This window comes from uncultured Nonlabens sp., from assembly GCF_947495285.1.
GTDB lineage: Bacteria > Bacteroidota > Bacteroidia > Flavobacteriales > Flavobacteriaceae > Nonlabens.
Genome location: NZ_CANLXZ010000034.1, coordinates 13445 through 31302 on the forward strand (window position 1 = coordinate 13445; position 17858 = coordinate 31302).

Consider the following 17858-nt stretch of genomic DNA (forward strand, 5'->3'; position numbering starts at 1 on the left):
GTGAATACTTCTCTTACTTTACAACATATCACGCGTCCTGCACGCAAAGAAAACGCTCCTTTACTCCTACTACTTCACGGTTATGGTAGTAATGAAGAAGATCTATTCTCATTTGCACCAGAGATAAGTGAAGATATTTTTATAGTATCTGCACGCGCACCATATGACATGCAACCGCAAGGTGCGGCGTGGTATGCCATTAATTTTGACGCTACAGGTGGCAAATTTAGTGATAACGATCAGGCTAGAGAAAGCATGATGAAAATCAATACTTTTCTAGAAGAATTAAAAGCAACCTACTCTATCGACCCTAATAACATAAACGTGTTAGGCTTTAGTCAGGGCGCGATACTTTCTTATGGACTTAGCCTTTCTCAACCAGGCTTATTCCGCAATGTTGTGGCAATGAGTGGTTATATTAATGAAGATATTATTGCAGGTAGAGATGGATTAGGAGTACGCTTTCGCGAAAGCGAGATCAAAACCAACTATTTCATATCTCATGGAACCGTAGATCAAGTCGTGCCTTATGAATGGGCAAAAAAAGCACCATTGCTTATGGAGGAAATAGGTGCCGACTACGTTTTTAAAGATTACCCAATAGGTCACGGTGTTTCTAGAGATAATTTCTATGACATGAAGGAGTGGCTGGAAAAGAGAGTTTTGAGCTTATAACTTTAAGTTATTAAATAATACCTATGAACAATTCCATAAAATCACGTCAGCAAATTCTAGATAAATTAGGAATTGTTTCGCTTAACGATATGCAGCAGCAGGCGCATAGCGCAATCACAAACCACAGAGATACCGTGATTATCTCTCCTACTGGTACTGGAAAAACCCTAGCGTTTTTACTGCCAGTTATAGAATTATTAAATCCGTCGATTACAGAGTTACAAGCCTTAATTCTAGTACCTTCTCGTGAGCTTGCTATACAAATAGAGCAAGTTATAAGAGAAATGGGAACTGGTTATAAAGCAAATGCTATCTATGGAGGCCGCGCTGGAGCAAAGGACAGAGAAGATTTATCACATACTCCTGCCATTCTAGTAGGAACTCCTGGTAGAATAGCCGACCATTTAAGACGTGAGACCTTTGATCCTTCTTTTATTAAAACACTTATTCTAGACGAATTTGATAAATCTCTTGAGACTGGTTTTGAAAAAGAGATGAAAGAAATAGTATACGCACTGCCTCATATAGGGCGCAACATATTAACTTCTGCAACTTTTAAAGCTGATGTACCTGCATTTGTAGGTCTACAAAATCCACAGGTCTTAAAATTTGAAAAGAAAACTGATAGTGTTCTACAAATTAAAACACTGGCATCTGATTCTAAAAATAGATTTCTAAATCTAGAGCAAATCATTGCACGTACTAATAAAGGTAACGGTATTATATTCTGTAATTTTAAGGATTCTATTGAAGAGGTAAGTGAATTTCTTAATGGAAAGAATATATCGCACTCTGTATTTTATGGTGGTCTAGAGCAAAGAGATCGAGAACGTGCTTTGATAAAATTTAGAAATGGTACCCACCAGTTGTTACTTGCAACAGATCTTGCTGCTCGTGGTATCGATGTACCAGAATTAGATTTTATTATCCATTTTGAATTGCCTTTTCACAAAGAAGAATTTACACATAGAAACGGTCGTACCGCTAGAATGCATGCAGACGGTACTGCTTATATTTTATACAATAAGAAGTATAAACTACCTGATTACATAGAAAATAGTACTCCATTAGAATATGCTGAACGCTTAAAAGTAAACCAAGAACAAAAATGGGAAACCCTATTTATTTCTGGTGGTAGAAAGGATAAAATCTCAAAAGGAGATATTGCTGGTTTGTTCTTTAAACAAGGAAATCTAGGTAAAGATGAGTTGGGTACTATCGAGTTGAAACAGGACTGTGCTTTTGTAGCCGTGCCTTTTGAAAAAGCATACCAACTGTGTCAGGACTTAAATAATTCTAAAATTAAAAAACGTAAAGTGCGCATTTACAGGTTGGATTAAAAGATCTATTAGATAACTATATTTAATGACTATTGATAAAATGGATTTGTAAATAATAAATCAAAACAATTAAAAACACTCCCATAAATCCATTGTAGAATCTATCTAATGCTACAAATCTTTTTTTGATTCTAAAAAGACGCAAGAAATTATCTAGTATCGATGGCTATCCCTTAAAAGCAGCGTAAAAGAAATACAAACTGAATAGAATAAAAAGTATCTGTAAGAGTCTGTAATTCATAAATGGATTTTAAGGACCTACCTACTTCCTGTTTATATCATATAGTACAGAAGTTATAGTTTCCATAGTTACATTTTTATCTGCATCAAAGTTGTAACGTATGAGGACATCACCCCAGCGATTGCTGTCTGTAAAGTTAGCGAGTACCCATTTATGGTTTACAAATTTGGTATCGATAATTCTAAAACCACGACCTTGCCCCTCATATGGTACTAAGGGGTTTCCATTAGGTTTTACGTTAAGATCTAATAGCTTTTCACCTATTATATATTCCACCTCTTCTGGTGTAAGTCCTATGTTGAACAGGTAGTTTTCAGCCTCTGGATTTCCTTTTAGGGAAAAGACAGAATTTTCATAATCCTCTTTATACGGTACAGACTCTGCTTCTTTTCTAGCCTGGTCTTTTTTATAAACCTCAGTTCTTAGGCTTTTTACCTGATTCTCTAATTTTTCTTGATATTTTCTACCGTTCACATAAATAACTAGTGCTATGAGAGAGGCAAAGATGAATAGGTATAAGTAAATACTTTTTTTCAATGTGATATGATTTGTAAGTTATCGTATGCCAAAAATACATTTTCAGGAAGTCTTTTCTCTACTTCTTCATGAAAACCTAAGTAATGGCTTATGTGTGTAAAGTAAGTACGTTTAGGTTGCAATTCCCTTACTAATTCTAGTGCTTCTTCTAGATTAAGATGTGTTGCGTGCTCTTCTTCTCGTAACATATTGAGAATAAGGACGTCTAGGTTTTTAAGTTTCTCTTTTTCGCCTTGAGCGATAGTCTTAACATCTGTCATGTAAGCAAAATCGCCTATTCTAAAACCATGAACTGGTAGGTATCCATGATCTGCAAGAACTGGTGTTATTTTTATATTATCTATTACAAAAGGCTCATTTTCAAATTCATGAACATCTAGAGTAGCCACGCCAGGATACTTATTTACCGTTGTAAAAATATAACTAAATCGTTCTTGCAGCGCTTTATGAACGCGTGGAGTCATATGGCATTGTAAATTACCTTGTCTAAAATAAAAAGGTCTTAAATCGTCTAGTCCTGCAGTATGGTCTGCATGCTCATGAGTAAAAAGGATTGCATCTATTCTAGAAACACCTTGTGTAAGCATTTGCTGGCGGAAATCTGGACCACAATCTATAATAAATCGTTTATCATTTACCTCTACCATCGCACTTACTCTAAGACGCTTATCCCTAGAATCCTTACTTAAACATACTGGATGTGAGCTACCTATGACAGGAATACCTTGTGATGTGCCTGTTCCTAAAACCGTAATTTTTATTTCCATAATTGTTTTATAAAAGTATTAATATTTTTTCATTTAAGTACGGCTGTTTGCTACCTTTGTGAGAACAGCAAAAGATATACAATGGGAATTACTTTACCAGGAGATCATGATTTTGAATCAGTCCCGTCCATAAAGAATAAAGTTTTAAGAATTAACCTGAACCGTAACATTTACGGAACCTTTGCTGAAATAGGCGCAGGACAGGAAACCGTGCGACAGTTTTTTAGAGCTGGTGGTGCCTCTGGTACTATTGCAAAAGCGATGAGTGCATATGACAAGGACTTTTCTGACTCCATTTATGGTGTTCAAGATGACGGCCGCTATGTGACAGAATCTCGATTAAAGAAGATGTTACAACATGAGTCTAATCTTATAGAAGAAAGACTATCTAGAGAAAAACATCCTGAAAAATTATTCTTTACTTATGCAAATACCGTAGCTACTATAGACTTTGCAAAACGTTACTTAGGTCACGGATGGGTAGGTATAAGATTTCAGGCTTCTCCAGAAGAAGAATATTCTGAGATTATTCTACACGTTCGTTTTAAAGAACGCGATGCACGCCTACAACAAATAACGCTAGGTATTTTAGGTACTAACCTTATATATGGTGCTTTTTATAAGCACGATAACCCTAGAAAATTATTAGAATATCTATATGATCATATCGATAAGGATAAGATAGAAATAGATATGATTAACTTTTCAGGACCACGATTTAAGCAAGTAGATAATCGTTTAATGAGTTTACAACTTCTTAAACACGGTATGACAGAGGCTGTCATGTTCGGTCCAGATGGTAATAACATCTTAAGTGCACGTATTCTTTATAAAAAGAATGTACTTGCGTTGCGTGGTAGTTTCCGTCCGGTGACTAAGGTGAACATGGATATGTTTGAAACCGCACGCCGCAGGTTCTTAAAATCTGGAACTGTAAAAGAAGAAAATGTAGAAACCATTTTTGAAATTACTCTTTCTAATTTAAGATCTCAAGGAGAAATAGATGAAGAAGATTTCATGCACAGAGCAGAGCTTTTATGTTCTCTAGGACAGACAGTTATGATATCTAACTTTAAGGAATACTATAAGTTAGTAGAATACTTTAATAACTACACAAAAGCACGCATAGGACTAGTAATGGGTGTGAATAATCTAGTAGAGATTTTTGATACTAAATACTATACTCACTTAAGTGGTGGGATTCTAGAAGCCTTTGGAAAACTATTCTTTAAAGATTTGAGAGTATATCTTTATCCTATGTTAGATAAAGAAACTGGCGAACTTACCACAAGTGAAAACCTAAAGGTGCACCCTCGTATGAAGGAACTTTACAAGTTCTTTAAATATAACGGTAAGTTAAAAGATCTAGAAGATTATAATCCAGACATACTACATATATTTTCTAGAGAAGTACTGCGCATGATAGATGCAAAGGAAGACGGATGGAAAGAAATGCTCCCTGAAGGTATACCAGCATTAATGGAAAAAGAGAACCTCTTTGGTTGCAATAATAAAATAACTCCTCATAAAGATACGGATTCTCACGTAGGAGATGCTCCTTTATAATAAAAATAAGTTTTATGTATAAACCCCAAATAGTTGATTAAAAATCAACTATTTGGGGTTTATAATTTTAATGAAACTACATTAATAAGTTCATCGCCTTATAAAATCTGGGCTGCGTGATCTTTTGTTTTTACTTTACCTATCACATCAGTAATCACACCATTTTCATCGATTACAAAAGTAGTGCGGTGAATACCGTCGTATTCTTTTCCCATAAACTTTTTAGGTCCCCAAACTTGAAATGCGTTTAACAACTTGTGATCTTCGTCTGCAAGAAGATCATATGGTAATTCATGTTTAGTTTGAAAATTCTTCTGTCTCTTAGGACTGTCTGCACTTGCTCCTAGTATTTCATAACCGCTTGCGCGAAAACGATCTACATTATCCCTTAAATTACACGCTTGGGTAGTACAACCTGGTGTACTTGCCTTAGGGTAAAAGAATAAAACCAATTTCTTACCTGAGAAGTCAGATAAAGAAACCGTTTGCTCATCTTGATTAATAACCGAAAAATCTGGAGCCTTATCTCCTACTTTTAATGAAGTCATATCGTATTTTTGAATGAATTAAAGCATAAAGATAGGAATGAACAAATCAGAAAAAGTTGAATTTATCATAAATAAATTAGCAGAGTTATATCCAGAAATTCCCATTCCACTAGATCACACGAGTCCATATACCTTATTGATAGCGGTTTTAATGAGTGCACAAAGTACAGATGTACGTGTAAATCAAATAACTCCACTCCTATTTGATCGTGCTGATAACCCCTATGATATGGTAAAATTATCTATCGATGAGATACGTGAGATCATAAAACCAGTAGGGCTATCACCTATGAAAGCAAAAGGTATTCATGGACTATCGCAAATTTTAATAGATAAGCATGATGGTATAGTACCTAGAACTTATGAAGAGCTAGAAGAATTCCCAGCAGTAGGACATAAAACTGCAGCAGTAGTTATGGCGCAATCCTTTGGCATACCTACCTTTCCTGTAGATACACACATTCATAGATTAATGTACCGCTGGAATCTCACTAACGGTAAGAACGTTATACAAACAGAAAAAGATGCAAAACGCCTCTTCCCAGAAGAAGTATGGAATGATCTACATCTTCAAATCATCTGGTATGGTCGTGAGTACAGTCCAGCCAGAGGTTGGGATCTAGAAAAAGATATCATCACAAAGACTGTCGGTAGGAAGACTGTTCTTGATGAGTATTATAAGAAGTTAAAGAAGTGATGTTGTTTAATGGTATGGTCATTTTAATAAATATAATCGCAGCCAGGTGCATGAACAAAAGTAGAGTGCTAGTTTCGATTAATTAAATACAATTAAAGGAATGGCCTTTTTTTTAAGTAAAAACATAGATTCTATCCTTATCTTGAAAGAAATCTTTAATGAAGACTAAACTTTTCAAAGATGATTTACCGTATAGAATCTATAAGCGTAACGCTAGGATTAAAAATAACTAAATTGTTGCCAGCACGTTATTTTTTTGTAAGTCCATTGTTGATCTAATTCTCAATTTAAATAATGATACGAATTCTGTCTTTTTTTTAAAAATACAACATGAACATATAAATTTAAGAATCACAAAATATCGATATTTAAAAACAGTTTTTTATTTCATTTACATCATGCACATCATATGATTTTTAGACAATTCACTGTTTAAATTTATTACATTAATTCTTTAAAATCTTATCAAAATCAGGTTTTGAATAGTTAGGGCCTTTAAGCACCTTACCATCCTCTCTATAAATGGGTGAACCGTTTTCCCCTAACTTAGACATATTTGATCTCTGTATTTCATCAAATACGTCTTCTATAACATCTTGCATTCCATGCTCTATAATCGTACCACATAGTATGTAAAGCATATCTCCCAGTGCGTCTGCAACCTCTACAAGATCGTCATTTTGTGCCGCCTCTAGATATTCCTCATTCTCTTCTTTCATTAACTCATATCGCAACTTATTTCTACGTTCTGTAATATGGGCAACCGGTTTACTGTTTGTACCTAATTTAAAGGCGGTGTGAAATTTATGGACACTTTCTATTTGTTTCTTCATAATCTATGGTGCATTTAATAGTATAGGTTTGTAATTTTGTAAAAATAAGTTTTCTATGAGTACGTTACCGTTAGTTTTAAAAGATCCTATGTTCAGTACTGGTCAGATTAATTTTGGAATAGGTTTTTTCATAGTTTTTGTGGTTATTATTTCTTTTATGTATTTAAAAGATAAAAAGTTACATAATAAAAATTATAAAGGCGTTTTCTGGATACTCATAGGCTTTATAGCTTTTATTTTACTTCTAGTTGCCATAAAATTTGGTTTACAGAAATAGAAAAACAGTAGAGTTTCTTCTAGTGTTTATTTTGTTTCTTGTGATCTCGCTTTCGCGAAAGCGGAATAACACACCATTCCTTCTTAATTTCAAGTATTTATGCCCACTTTGATCAGGTAGAAGAACGATTTTTTGAAGTTTTATAAATAGCTCTACTCAATCTATTAAATGATAACACAAAATGCATTAATGATCTAACTCATTAAAAATATTATACGATTTACTATTTTATTAATCTGACTCGTTTCTTTTTTATCTCTAACTTCAGCATGCTAAGATGATTATAAAGAGACCATAAACATAGAGCCTAAATTTTTAATATATTTCAGAAATAAAGTGATTTTAAAAGTGTTATCTGAATATCTTTAAAATGCGATATCGATGTTACTTACTTTTTATTCAATCGACAAAAAACATTCCTTTTACCAACAGTTTGCTATAAAAGTATGCGTATTTTTAACTTTTGATACAAAAAGTATATATTGTACTTACCCTAATGCCTAACATGAGATTACCATTGCTTTTACTGACCCTACTATGGAGTTGTACATCATTATTTTCACAAGATTTACTTCCTTTTAATGACATGCTTGAGATGCTCGATAAAAATGAGATATCAAAAACTAAGCTTGCTTTAAAACAATATAACTTTTCTTCATTATCCCAAAAAGATAAAGCAAGTTACCTGCTCAATAAGGGAATAATAGAGTACAAGGAAAATAATTTTGTGGTAGCATATCAAACCTTATTAAAGGTAAAGGACTTAAAAAAGTTTGCAGAAATAATGGTTATTTATAATGCAAACGATTATTTAATAGATATTGCAAATTCTGTATTTGAACACAGTACAGCAGCTCCTACTCTTATAGAAGAAAATTGTAAAATTGCCGAAGAATTAAATGAACCTAAACTTAAAATAGACTGTATATATAATACTTTTTACTCTGAACTTGTGGGCGAAGATTATCAACTTGCCTTAAAGTATAATTATCAAATGCAGCGCATAGCAAAGGAAAACGACCTGCAAAAAGAATTATTAGACATTGAAAACAATATGGGAACCATCCATTATTTTCAAGGTAGGAACGATTCTGCTCTGTTTTATTTTGAACGTAATTTAGAAAGATCTCGCAAAACTAAGGATACATTATCCATAGCACAACGTGTTAATAACATGGCTATGTTAAAAACTGCTCTTGGGGAATATGCGGCTGCACTAGATCATATTAGTGAAGCTGAAGAACTGGCGCGTTCTCAATCAGATCATCAGTTATTATTAGCGATATTACGTAATAAAGCAGATATTCTTACTTACAATAAAAAATTCAAAGCTGCCACAGATTTTTATTATCAGCATCTAGAAATGAACGACACACTGTCTGCTTCACAACATGCACAACAACTCAATGAATTACAAACTAAATATGATACTGCCGAAAAAGAACTACTCAATGCCGAATTAGAAGCTGAGAACTCTAAAAGTGAATCACAAATTTACATGTTACTTTTTCTACTTACCATAGCACTAGGTATTGTAGGCTATTTTCTTTTAAATTTTTACAAAACTAAAAAGATAATGGAAGAGAGAAGCAAAGCACAACAATTAAAGGAACTCAAGTTAATGAAGGATCAAGAGCTAGCTAGTATAGATGCTATGATCGCTGGCCAGGAAAAAGAACGACTCAAAATAGCCTCAGATTTACATGATGACCTAGGTAGTTCTCTGACCGCCATTAAGATTTCAATTGAAAATTTAAAAGAACGTACCCAAGACAAAGAATCGAGATCTATTCTTGAAAATGCACATAATATTCTCAATGACACCTATGTAAAAGTACGTAGTATTTCTCATACTCAAAATAGTAGAGTATTAAGTGAAGACGGCTGGATAAATAGTCTAAAAGATCTAGCTCATAAAATTAATAAATCTGGTAATCTCGATATAGAAGTACTTCATACAGGTCTACATGGCAATCTAAGCAACTCTACAGAGCTCTACCTATTTAGAATTATACAAGAGCTTATTAATAATATCATGAAACATGCTAACGCTACAGAAGCTAGCATAAATATTACTGGTTATGATAATACACTGGATATAATGGTAGACGATAATGGTAAAGGTTTTAACCCTGATAAAGTAATAAAAAATGGTATGGGTCTTGATAATATAAAAAAGAGAGTTAATGACATGAACGGTATATTTACAGTAGATTCTAATATTTTAAAAGGAGGTTGCACGATACATATAGAAATTCCCCTAGTATGATTACAGTAGCTATTGCCGAAGATCACATTTCCTTAAGTGATGGTCTCAAATTATTTCTAGAGCAGGATCCAGAGATTAGAATTCTTTATGCTGTTAGAAACGGTACAGAAATGATGCAACGTATTGAGAACTCTCTACCAGACGTAGTTCTTACTGACATAAGCATGCCAGACATGAATGGTATAGAATTATGTAAAGCTATCAAAAAATTAAGACCTAGCACAAAAGTTATTGCCCTAAGCATGTTTAACAACACTGGTGCAATAAAAGATATGCTAGATGCTGGAGCAGATGGTTATGTTCTTAAAAGCAGTCCTTTAACACCTTTAAGACTGGCAGTAAAAGATGTTCATAAAGGTAAAGTTTACTTTGATAGCCAGATAGCTGCAAAACTAGATGAAATTAAATCTTTTAAAGTAAAAAAGAAGATTTTATCTAGAAGTGAAAGAGACATACTTATTTCCATTGCCAAAGGATTATCTAGTCAGGATATCGCAGTAGAACGCGGTACCGCCATAAGCACAGTTAACAAGCATAGAAAAAATATGATCCAGAAACTAGGATTATCTGGTAAAGGAGAATTACAACAGTATGCACAAGAACAACACGGTCACTCAAATTAATTTCTTATGAAAATATCTTTATTTATTTCAATTTTAACAACTGTAGGCGTATTCTTAGGCTGTAAAAACAATTCTCCTACTAACGTTTTTGAACCAGCCGCAATACAAAATACTCAAATTACCGATTTTGATAAGGCCATTCAAAACGATACCATATTATATTATAACAATTTTAAATCCAACTTTGTAGATGATCGTAATGTAGAGATATGGCTTCCTGAAGGTTATCCACAAAAAGGGATCAAATATCAAGTTCTCTACATGCACGATGGTCAGAATGTTTTTAATAAAGAAACTGCTTATACAGGTGTGGCTTGGGAAATGGATCAAAAAATGGATTCTCTGACTATGGCCCAGGCTATAAAACCCACCATTGTGGTTACCGCATGGAATACTAATAAGAAACGTTTCAGTGAATATATGCCGCAATTACCTGGTGAGTTGACAGAGTCTGCTTTTGCAAAAGCGGAACTAAAAAAGAACACTGGATATGATAAATTATATAGCGATGATTATTTAAAATTTTTAACCAGTGAGCTAAGACCATTTGTAAACGAAAATTTCCAAACCTCTACAAAACCAGAACATACCGCAATTATGGGAAGCTCTATGGGTGGATTAATATCACTTTATGCGATGATTAAATATCCAGAAGTATATGGAAAAATAGGTTGTGTAAGCACACACTGGCCTATACCGCTTTTAGGTGAAGCTTTTATTAAAGAATTGCCCACATCAGTTCCTCAAGCTGGTAATCATAAAATTTATTTTGATCATGGTACTAAAACTTTAGATTATAATTATGAACCATATCAATTACGAGTAAATGATATGTTTAAAGATTTAGGTTATACAGACGAGGACTTACTTTACAAGAAATTTGAAGGTCATATTCACAATGAAAAAGACTGGCAACGTCGTGCCGCTATTCCATTGGTATTTTTATTGAAATAGATTAAATACCACAAAAAAAGCAGCTCAATTTGAGCTGCTTTTTTAGTTTAAAAGTATTGATTTTTAGAATCCTAAACGTACACCTACTTTGTAAGTTCTACCTCTAGTCTGAAATCCTACTGCCTCTTGATAATCTTCATCTAGTAAATTAGAAACACCTGCAAAGAAAGTAACATCTTTATTGTTCAATTTATAAGTAGCGTCTAGATCCACTAATTGATAACTTTTTAATTCTACATTTTGAGTACTAAAAGTATTCAGATCAAAGAATGCATCTGCACGCTGGTGATTGTACTGGTATCTTGCTGTTAAGAACGCACGTTTTAACACCTCTACTCTAGCACTAGCATTTACCTTATGCTTAGGAATACGTCTCAATTGTGGTACGTTTTCTCTTTCTGTAAATGTATAGTTTGCTGTAAGATTTACTTTATCAAATAAAAGCGTTTGTCCCATAACCTCTACACCTCTTGCAGTAAGTTCTTCTTCTACATTCTGGTATTGAGAGATAAAGTTAACTGGATCTACAGTTACAAATTGTACTAGATTATCTTCTTCACGTTGAAAAACAGTAACACCTAAACTAGAAGAATTCTTACTCCAAGAAATTCCTGCTTCTAAAGTTTTGTTTTCTTCTGGCTCTAACTCTTCATTACCGAATCCGTTAGCATACAGTTGGAACAAAGATGGTGTGATATAAGCAGTACTATAACTAGCATAAGCTTTCAAGGTATTATCACCTAGATTAAATCTATACGATGGGTTAATGTTATAAACTAACTTTCCATCATAGTTACTATGTGAATTATAACGTGCACCTGCGTTAACGTTAAATCCAGTACCGCTTAAATAAACCACGTTAAAATAAGGATCATAAATCTGGAAGTTTACATTATCCTTATCTGCATTTTGTGCAAATTCTGTACTACCGAATGGGATACTGAAATCTTCATACGCTTCATTCTTAAAGTTGAATCCTAAAATAGTTTTTAAGCTAGATTCTTCTGTTAATTGAAATGTATACTTGTTATATAAGTCTATTGAGATTCCGTTTGAATTATATAAAGAAGGAAAACCACTTCTAGTATCTCTGCGAGTTGCGGTAGTTACACCATTGTAAACGATCTCTCCTTTGTCAGAATATTTCCAGTTTGCATTAGTTCCCCATCTTACCTGGCGGCTGTACGTCTCGTTATCTCCATCGGTAAAAGCACCGTTGTCAAATTCTGCAACGTACTCGTCAAATGATAAATAACTACTCACTTTTAAGTTTTTATTATTATCATAACCTACTCTACCTAAAAGATTGATACGATTAAATTCGTCTGCCTGAAACTGTACATTATCGTCAGCACTTTCTGCTGCACTGAGACCGTTTGTACTTTGATGATTTAAACCAGCACCGTAAGTAAAACCACTTTTAGTACTTCCTTGTAGTTGCACACTGTTGTTGTACTCATCAGGTCCATTATTAGCTTGTTCTCTACTTTTATTTGTTCCTATAAAAGAAGCAACACTCACACGTACACCAGATTCTGGTGCTTTACGTAATTTAATATTGATTACCGCAGTACTTGCGTTTGCACCATAAAGTGTACTTGCAGCACCTTTTAAAATCTCAATTTCTTCTATTTGGTCTATATCTACTAGTCTTAGGTCAAATTCTCCATTAATATTACTTGGATCATTAACCTGAGCGCCATCGATTAAGAAAGCTACCTGACGGCTGTTACCACCTCTTACAAAGTAACTCTGGTTTTGACCAGCATTACTTCTAGAACCATTAATTTCTATACCAGCATACTGGTTAAGAAGGTCTGCGATGTTAGCTGCACGTTGTGCTTCTATGTCTGCTCTTGTGATTTTAATTACTGGTTTACCGCTGTCTTTGCGTTGTAAATCAAATTTTGAAGATGCTGTTACAATAACTTGCTCCAGTTTTGTTGCAGTAGAATCTACTTGTGCATTTCCCGACACAGCTACCGCGATCATTGCGCTTAGAGCGATGATTTGTTTTTTCATTTTTAGGTTTTTAGGCTCAGGAAAGGCATTTTGAAGAGTTCTATAAACTGCGATATAACACACGCATAAGGTCTCGACTGGGCTCGACCTGACATAAAAAACTCCATCGCTATCTCTATCCCGAAGATGAACAATAATTAATTTGAAAAAATGGCAGGTCTCCTGACTCCAAAATAAAATCGTCTTCCCAAGCCTGGCTCAGTGACTGTATTGATTTTATCTTATAAAATTTATAAGACGTCTTCATTAAAAGACGTTTTGATTACAGTTGCGGGAACAGTTCTAGAATTGCACTAGATTCCCTTTTAATTTTTTAGCTTTCGCGAAAGCGAGACTTTCATTCAACTAAAAAAACCAAATTTCAAGCCGCGAAAATACTATTATTATCTTCTAGAATGTTTTTTATTGACATATTTAACCAAATTAATAAACTGAATCTATTGATCCCTTACTAAATGACTACTTTTGATATCTATGAAAAAAATAGTATTCTATATTATCGCGACGTGTACGATTTTACAATCTTGTAAAAATGTAGAACATCATAGAGAAAATACATCAAAACGATCTAACCTGTCCGCTTTGGAGCATATAGAAGTAAAATATGCACAAGGTTTTCATATACAATCTACAGATACTGGATATTATGTAACCATAGTGAATCCATGGCCAGATAGTGAGGTGAACTATCTTTTTAAACTAGTTCAAAATAAAGATAGTGAATTAATTACGGAGCCAGATGCGCCTGTTACCATTCAAATACCTATTGATAAAATAGTTGCTACATCTACTACTCATATTCCACCACTGGTTTTATTAAAACAAGAAAAATCATTGATAGGTTTCCCATCTAGCGATTACATAAGCTCGCCAGAAGTTAGATCTCTAATAGAAAGCGGTCATGTAGAAGAACTAGGTACTAACAACCTTATGAATGTAGAGGCAACTATAATTCTAGAGCCAGATATGGTTATGGGTTTTAGTATAGACGACAGTAATCCTACGTATCAAAAAATTCAAAAAGCTGGCGTACCAGTTATGTATAATGGAGAATGGGTGGAAGAACATCCACTAGGTAAAGCAGAGTGGATTAAGCTTTTTGGTGTTTTATACGGTAAAGAAAAAGAGGCAGACAGTATTTTTAATTCTATAGAAAAAGAATATCTAAAAACCTTAGAATTAGTAAAAACCGAAGATAAACCACAAGTTTTGAGTGGTGCGACGTGGAAAGACACCTGGTATTTACCTTATGGAAATTCCTGGCAAGGAAAAATCTTAAACGATGCAGGAGCAAATTATATTTATAAAGACTCACAAGGTAGCGGTTCACTAGCTTATAGCATAGAAAAAGTATTAACTGACGGTCGCGATGCCCAGTACTGGATTGCACCTGGACAGTATTCTAGTTATTCAAAAATGCTCACAGATAATAAATCATACGGGCTTTTTGATGCTTTTAAGAACAAGCAAATTTATACACATGCACTTACCTTAGGTGAGAAAGGTGGTGTTACCTATTACGAAGAAGCCAGCATGCGACCAGATCTAGTTTTAAAAGATCTCGTTAAGATTTTACATCCAAAATTAGAACTGGATCATGAATTGTATTTTTTTAAACCACTAGAAGACTAAATTTACAGTTCGATTAGCAAATAATCTATTCCTTTCATTCATTGAAAAAACAATTTGTCATACTGAGTATTTTACTACTAGTCTTCTTCATTGCAGACATATGTCTAGGTACGGTTTACATAAAACCATATCAAGTGATGGATGCGTTGTTAGGTCTAGAAAACCCACAAACTGGCAAGACAGTTCGATATATCATTACGCAATTGCGATTACCTAGAGCTGTTATGGCTGTGCTCACTGGTGCAGGTCTTGCCATCGCAGGGTTATTGATGCAAACCTTGTTTAGGAATCCGCTGGCTGGTCCTTTTGTTCTCGGTATTTCTAGTGGTGCAGGACTAGGTGTAGCCCTCATAATTATGGGAGCAACGGCATTAGGAATAGGCAGTATTTCTGGGTTGGGAATCATAACAGCAAGTGTAGTAGGTAGTCTTGCTGTCCTACTGTTAATCATACTTATGTCACTTAGAATCAAAGACACCATGGGATTATTAATAGTAGGTTTAATGGTAGGTAGTTTGAGTAGTGCTGTGGTAGGTATTTTAAGTTATTTTAGCTCTAGTGAGCAATTAAAACGTTATGTTTTCTGGTCCATGGGTAGTTTAGGTGCTATAAACTGGACTGATCTTGCCATTATAAGTTCCATGTTTTTAATATCCATTTTATTATTAATTTGGATTATAAAACCGCTCAATGCCTTGCTATTAGGTGAGAATTATGCACTGAGTTTAGGAATAAATATTAAGAAAACACGCTGGATTATTATACTCATCACAAGTATTTTAGCCGGCAGCATCACAGCATATGCAGGTCCTATCGCTTTTATAGGACTAGCCGTACCACATTTATCAAGACTAATTTTACCTACTGTAAATCACAAAGTATTAATCCCAACGGTAATATTATTAGGTGCCACGCTCCTACTTTTTTGCGATCTGGTATCACAACTACCGTTTTCAAATTACTCCTTACCTATTAATGCAGTGACATCATTGCTAGGTGCACCGCTTATTATCTGGCTTATTATGAGAAAACGTAATTTACACTTTTAATGATAAGATTAGAAAACATACAGGTAGGTTATGGTCATTGCGTTGTTGCTGGTTTTGATGGAGATCTCGCTTTCGCGAAAGCGAAATTTATATCCATCATAGGAACTAACGGTTCTGGTAAATCGACCTTATTAAGAGCCATGGCAAGTGGTCAACACCTCATCGATGGAAATGTTTTTATTAACGATAAAAACAGGAACGGTTATACGGCGGTAGAACGATCTAAATATATATCTGTAGTACTAACAGAGCGATCGTTCAGTCTTTTTTTAAGTGTCAGAGAGTTGCTAGAATTGAGTCGCGCTCCATATACCAACTATATAGGTAAACTAGCTGTTCAAGATCACGATATAATAAATGAAGCTCTAGAAAATTTTGATTTAAAACAATTGGAAAATCGCAAGGCAGGTACTTTAAGTGATGGACAGCTGCAGCGAGTTTTAATAGCGCGTGCTATAGTGCAAGATGCTGAGTATATTCTCATGGACGAGCCTACCAGCCATCTGGATATCAACCACAAGGCAGATTTACTCCTACAGTTAAGAGATTACTGTCATGAACATAATAAGACTATTATCTATGCCACTCATGAGATACAACTAGCCATGTCTCTTTGTGACGAAGTTGTGAGTATTCATAAAGGATCTATTGTACATGAAACTAAAAATGATTTTATAACATCTAATAAACTCCAAGAAATTTTCCCCTCAAAACATGTAGCTTTTGAAAACGGAATTATTCAATTCAAATTTAAGGGCTGATTTCATTAAAATTATTTTTTATTCTCATACAGCACATGTTTCACATTTACCCTGAATTAATAACTGTGAGAATAAAACCTCGCGATTAGGTATCTCTGGAATTTCTACATGAATATGGAGACAATCTACTGTGCCACAACTCAAACACTGAAAATGAGGATGGAAATCCTTGTGTACAGATTTTGTACAACCTTTACATTTTGCATACCATTTTACACCGTTAAAACCTAAAAAGGAATGCAAAACACCATCATCTTCTAGCTTATCTAAGACTCTATAAATGGTTGTTTTATTAATCTGTTTATCTAAACGTTTAATTAAATCTACCGCAGATATGGCGTTAGATTCTTGCTCAAATTCATTAAGTAATAAATCTATAGACGCTGTTTTTCTTATTATCCCCATTTCACAAATTTATTCAAACTAAGTTGCATTAATAAAATGACTTTATGATATTATTAGTACCAAAGCCAGGCATAGTAGGTGCTGCCGTAAGTATGCTCTGTGTTATACATTGCGCTATTACTCCATTGTTATTCTTATCACATGCCGCTGCAATGAATCAGGAAATTACTAAACCTATCTGGTGGACTAATCTGGATTATTTATTTATAATTATATCGTTTTTTTCTATATATCATGCTACTCAAAATACAAATAGAAAAATCATGAAACCACATTTATGGGTGAGCTGGAGTATTCTACTATTACTTATAGTTAATGAAAAAATTGAGGTGTTCTCCATACCAGAATTTATAACCTACATAACCGCTACTCTACTGGCTGTATTACATTTATATAATTTGAAATATTGTCAGTGTCGGGATAATAAATGCTGTATTAAAAATGGATAAAAAAGAAATAGAATTGATAGGTGATAATCATATATCGCATAACACAGACACACCTTAATTTACGGAGGCTGTTTTGATAAAAAAACAATTGAGTTAGTCATTTAATTGCCGTATATTAACGCCTTTAAAACATAGTATATGCAGCAAATAGAAGGTCAAGATATATTAAACTTTATAAAAGAACTACCCAATGATGATGCCTGTAAAGCTTAT

At 34.1% G+C, this 17858-nt stretch carries 18 protein-coding genes and 1 riboswitch; of the genes, 12 read left to right on the plus strand and 6 right to left on the minus strand.

Annotated elements, in window-relative coordinates:
* Together Q0838_RS12410 and Q0838_RS12415 are read left to right on the plus strand one after the other, a co-directional pair.
* Window positions 1–675 carry a phospholipase gene (locus tag Q0838_RS12410; RefSeq protein WP_298955628.1) on the plus strand — a complete coding sequence of 225 codons (675 nt, stop codon included), beginning with the start codon at window positions 1–3 and terminating at the stop codon, window positions 673–675.
* Window positions 676–698: 23 nt separating this feature from the next.
* A complete protein-coding gene (locus Q0838_RS12415; protein ID WP_298955630.1) occupies window positions 699–2015 on the plus strand; it encodes a DEAD/DEAH box helicase in 1317 nt (438 codons plus the stop codon).
* 262 nt (window positions 2016–2277) lie between these two features.
* On the opposite strand, the gene Q0838_RS12420 is transcribed toward Q0838_RS12415, so the two are convergent.
* Together Q0838_RS12420 and Q0838_RS12425 are read right to left on the minus strand one after the other, a co-directional pair.
* Window positions 2278–2793 carry a hypothetical protein gene (locus Q0838_RS12420; RefSeq protein WP_298955633.1) on the minus strand — a complete coding sequence of 172 codons (516 nt, stop codon included), beginning with the start codon at window positions 2791–2793 and terminating at the stop codon, window positions 2278–2280.
* Window positions 2790–3560 (minus strand): MBL fold metallo-hydrolase, encoded by a 771-nt coding sequence (locus tag Q0838_RS12425; protein ID WP_298955636.1) that lies wholly within the window; start codon window positions 3558–3560, stop codon window positions 2790–2792. Before Q0838_RS12425 ends, Q0838_RS12420 begins: the two co-directional genes overlap by 4 nt.
* A gap of 81 nt (window positions 3561–3641) precedes the next feature.
* On the opposite strand from Q0838_RS12425, the gene Q0838_RS12430 reads away from it, so the two are divergent.
* Entirely contained in the window at window positions 3642–5126 is a 1485-nt protein-coding gene (locus tag Q0838_RS12430; RefSeq protein ID WP_298955639.1) for a TonB-dependent receptor, read from the plus strand.
* A gap of 98 nt (window positions 5127–5224) precedes the next feature.
* On the opposite strand, the gene bcp is transcribed toward Q0838_RS12430, so the two are convergent.
* Window positions 5225–5674 (minus strand): thioredoxin-dependent thiol peroxidase, encoded by a 450-nt coding sequence (bcp, locus tag Q0838_RS12435; protein WP_298955644.1) that lies wholly within the window; start codon window positions 5672–5674, stop codon window positions 5225–5227.
* A gap of 37 nt (window positions 5675–5711) precedes the next feature.
* Between bcp and nth the strand changes: the two genes are divergently transcribed.
* Window positions 5712–6371: an endonuclease III gene (nth, locus tag Q0838_RS12440; RefSeq protein WP_298955651.1), complete on the plus strand. Its 660-nt coding sequence runs from the start codon at window positions 5712–5714 to the stop codon at window positions 6369–6371.
* A gap of 446 nt (window positions 6372–6817) precedes the next feature.
* Here the strand turns inward: nth and Q0838_RS12445 are convergent, their stop codons facing one another.
* Window positions 6818–7204, minus strand: a complete 387-nt coding sequence (locus tag Q0838_RS12445) for a nucleoside triphosphate pyrophosphohydrolase family protein (RefSeq protein WP_298955652.1) — start codon at window positions 7202–7204, stop codon at window positions 6818–6820.
* 55 nt (window positions 7205–7259) lie between these two features.
* Between Q0838_RS12445 and Q0838_RS12450 the strand changes: the two genes are divergently transcribed.
* From Q0838_RS12450 to Q0838_RS12465, 4 genes are all read left to right on the plus strand, one after another.
* Window positions 7260–7481 (plus strand): hypothetical protein, encoded by a 222-nt coding sequence (locus Q0838_RS12450; protein WP_366942049.1) that lies wholly within the window; start codon window positions 7260–7262, stop codon window positions 7479–7481.
* 463 nt (window positions 7482–7944) lie between these two features.
* Entirely contained in the window at window positions 7945–9750 is a 1806-nt protein-coding gene (locus tag Q0838_RS12455; RefSeq protein ID WP_298955654.1) for a sensor histidine kinase, read from the plus strand.
* Entirely contained in the window at window positions 9747–10373 is a 627-nt protein-coding gene (locus Q0838_RS12460; protein WP_298955657.1) for a response regulator transcription factor, read from the plus strand. Before Q0838_RS12455 ends, Q0838_RS12460 begins: the two co-directional genes overlap by 4 nt.
* 6 nt (window positions 10374–10379) lie before the next feature.
* Window positions 10380–11327, plus strand: coding sequence for an alpha/beta hydrolase-fold protein (locus Q0838_RS12465; RefSeq protein WP_298955660.1), 948 nt, complete (start codon window positions 10380–10382; stop codon window positions 11325–11327).
* Between the two features lie 63 nt (window positions 11328–11390).
* On the opposite strand, the gene Q0838_RS12470 is transcribed toward Q0838_RS12465, so the two are convergent.
* A complete protein-coding gene (locus Q0838_RS12470) occupies window positions 11391–13349 on the minus strand; it encodes a TonB-dependent siderophore receptor (RefSeq protein ID WP_298955663.1) in 1959 nt (652 codons plus the stop codon).
* A 134-nt stretch (window positions 13350–13483) separates the two neighbouring features.
* Window positions 13484–13698: riboswitch (cobalamin riboswitch) on the minus strand.
* A gap of 125 nt (window positions 13699–13823) precedes the next feature.
* Here Q0838_RS12470 and Q0838_RS12475 point away from each other — a divergent pair.
* From Q0838_RS12475 to Q0838_RS12485, 3 genes are read left to right on the plus strand one after another with little or no spacing between them, the layout of a single operon-like run.
* Window positions 13824–14981, plus strand: coding sequence for an ABC transporter substrate-binding protein (locus Q0838_RS12475; protein ID WP_298955666.1), 1158 nt, complete (start codon window positions 13824–13826; stop codon window positions 14979–14981).
* 41 nt (window positions 14982–15022) lie between these two features.
* Complete coding sequence (locus tag Q0838_RS12480; RefSeq protein WP_298955672.1) at window positions 15023–16030, plus strand: iron ABC transporter permease; 1008 nt, start codon at window positions 15023–15025, stop codon at window positions 16028–16030.
* Window positions 16030–16791, plus strand: a complete 762-nt coding sequence (locus tag Q0838_RS12485) for an ABC transporter ATP-binding protein (protein ID WP_298955675.1) — start codon at window positions 16030–16032, stop codon at window positions 16789–16791. Before Q0838_RS12480 ends, Q0838_RS12485 begins: the two co-directional genes overlap by 1 nt.
* 24 nt (window positions 16792–16815) lie before the next feature.
* Here Q0838_RS12485 and Q0838_RS12490 read toward each other — a convergent pair whose 3' ends face one another.
* The gene (locus Q0838_RS12490; protein ID WP_298955678.1) at window positions 16816–17196 is read right to left on the minus strand and encodes a transcriptional repressor; all 381 of its coding nucleotides are present in this window, start codon (window positions 17194–17196) and stop codon (window positions 16816–16818) included.
* 44 nt (window positions 17197–17240) lie between these two features.
* Between Q0838_RS12490 and Q0838_RS12495 the strand changes: the two genes are divergently transcribed.
* Window positions 17241–17645, plus strand: coding sequence for a MerC domain-containing protein (locus Q0838_RS12495; RefSeq protein ID WP_298955680.1), 405 nt, complete (start codon window positions 17241–17243; stop codon window positions 17643–17645).
* Window positions 17646–17858: the final 213 nt, after the last annotated feature.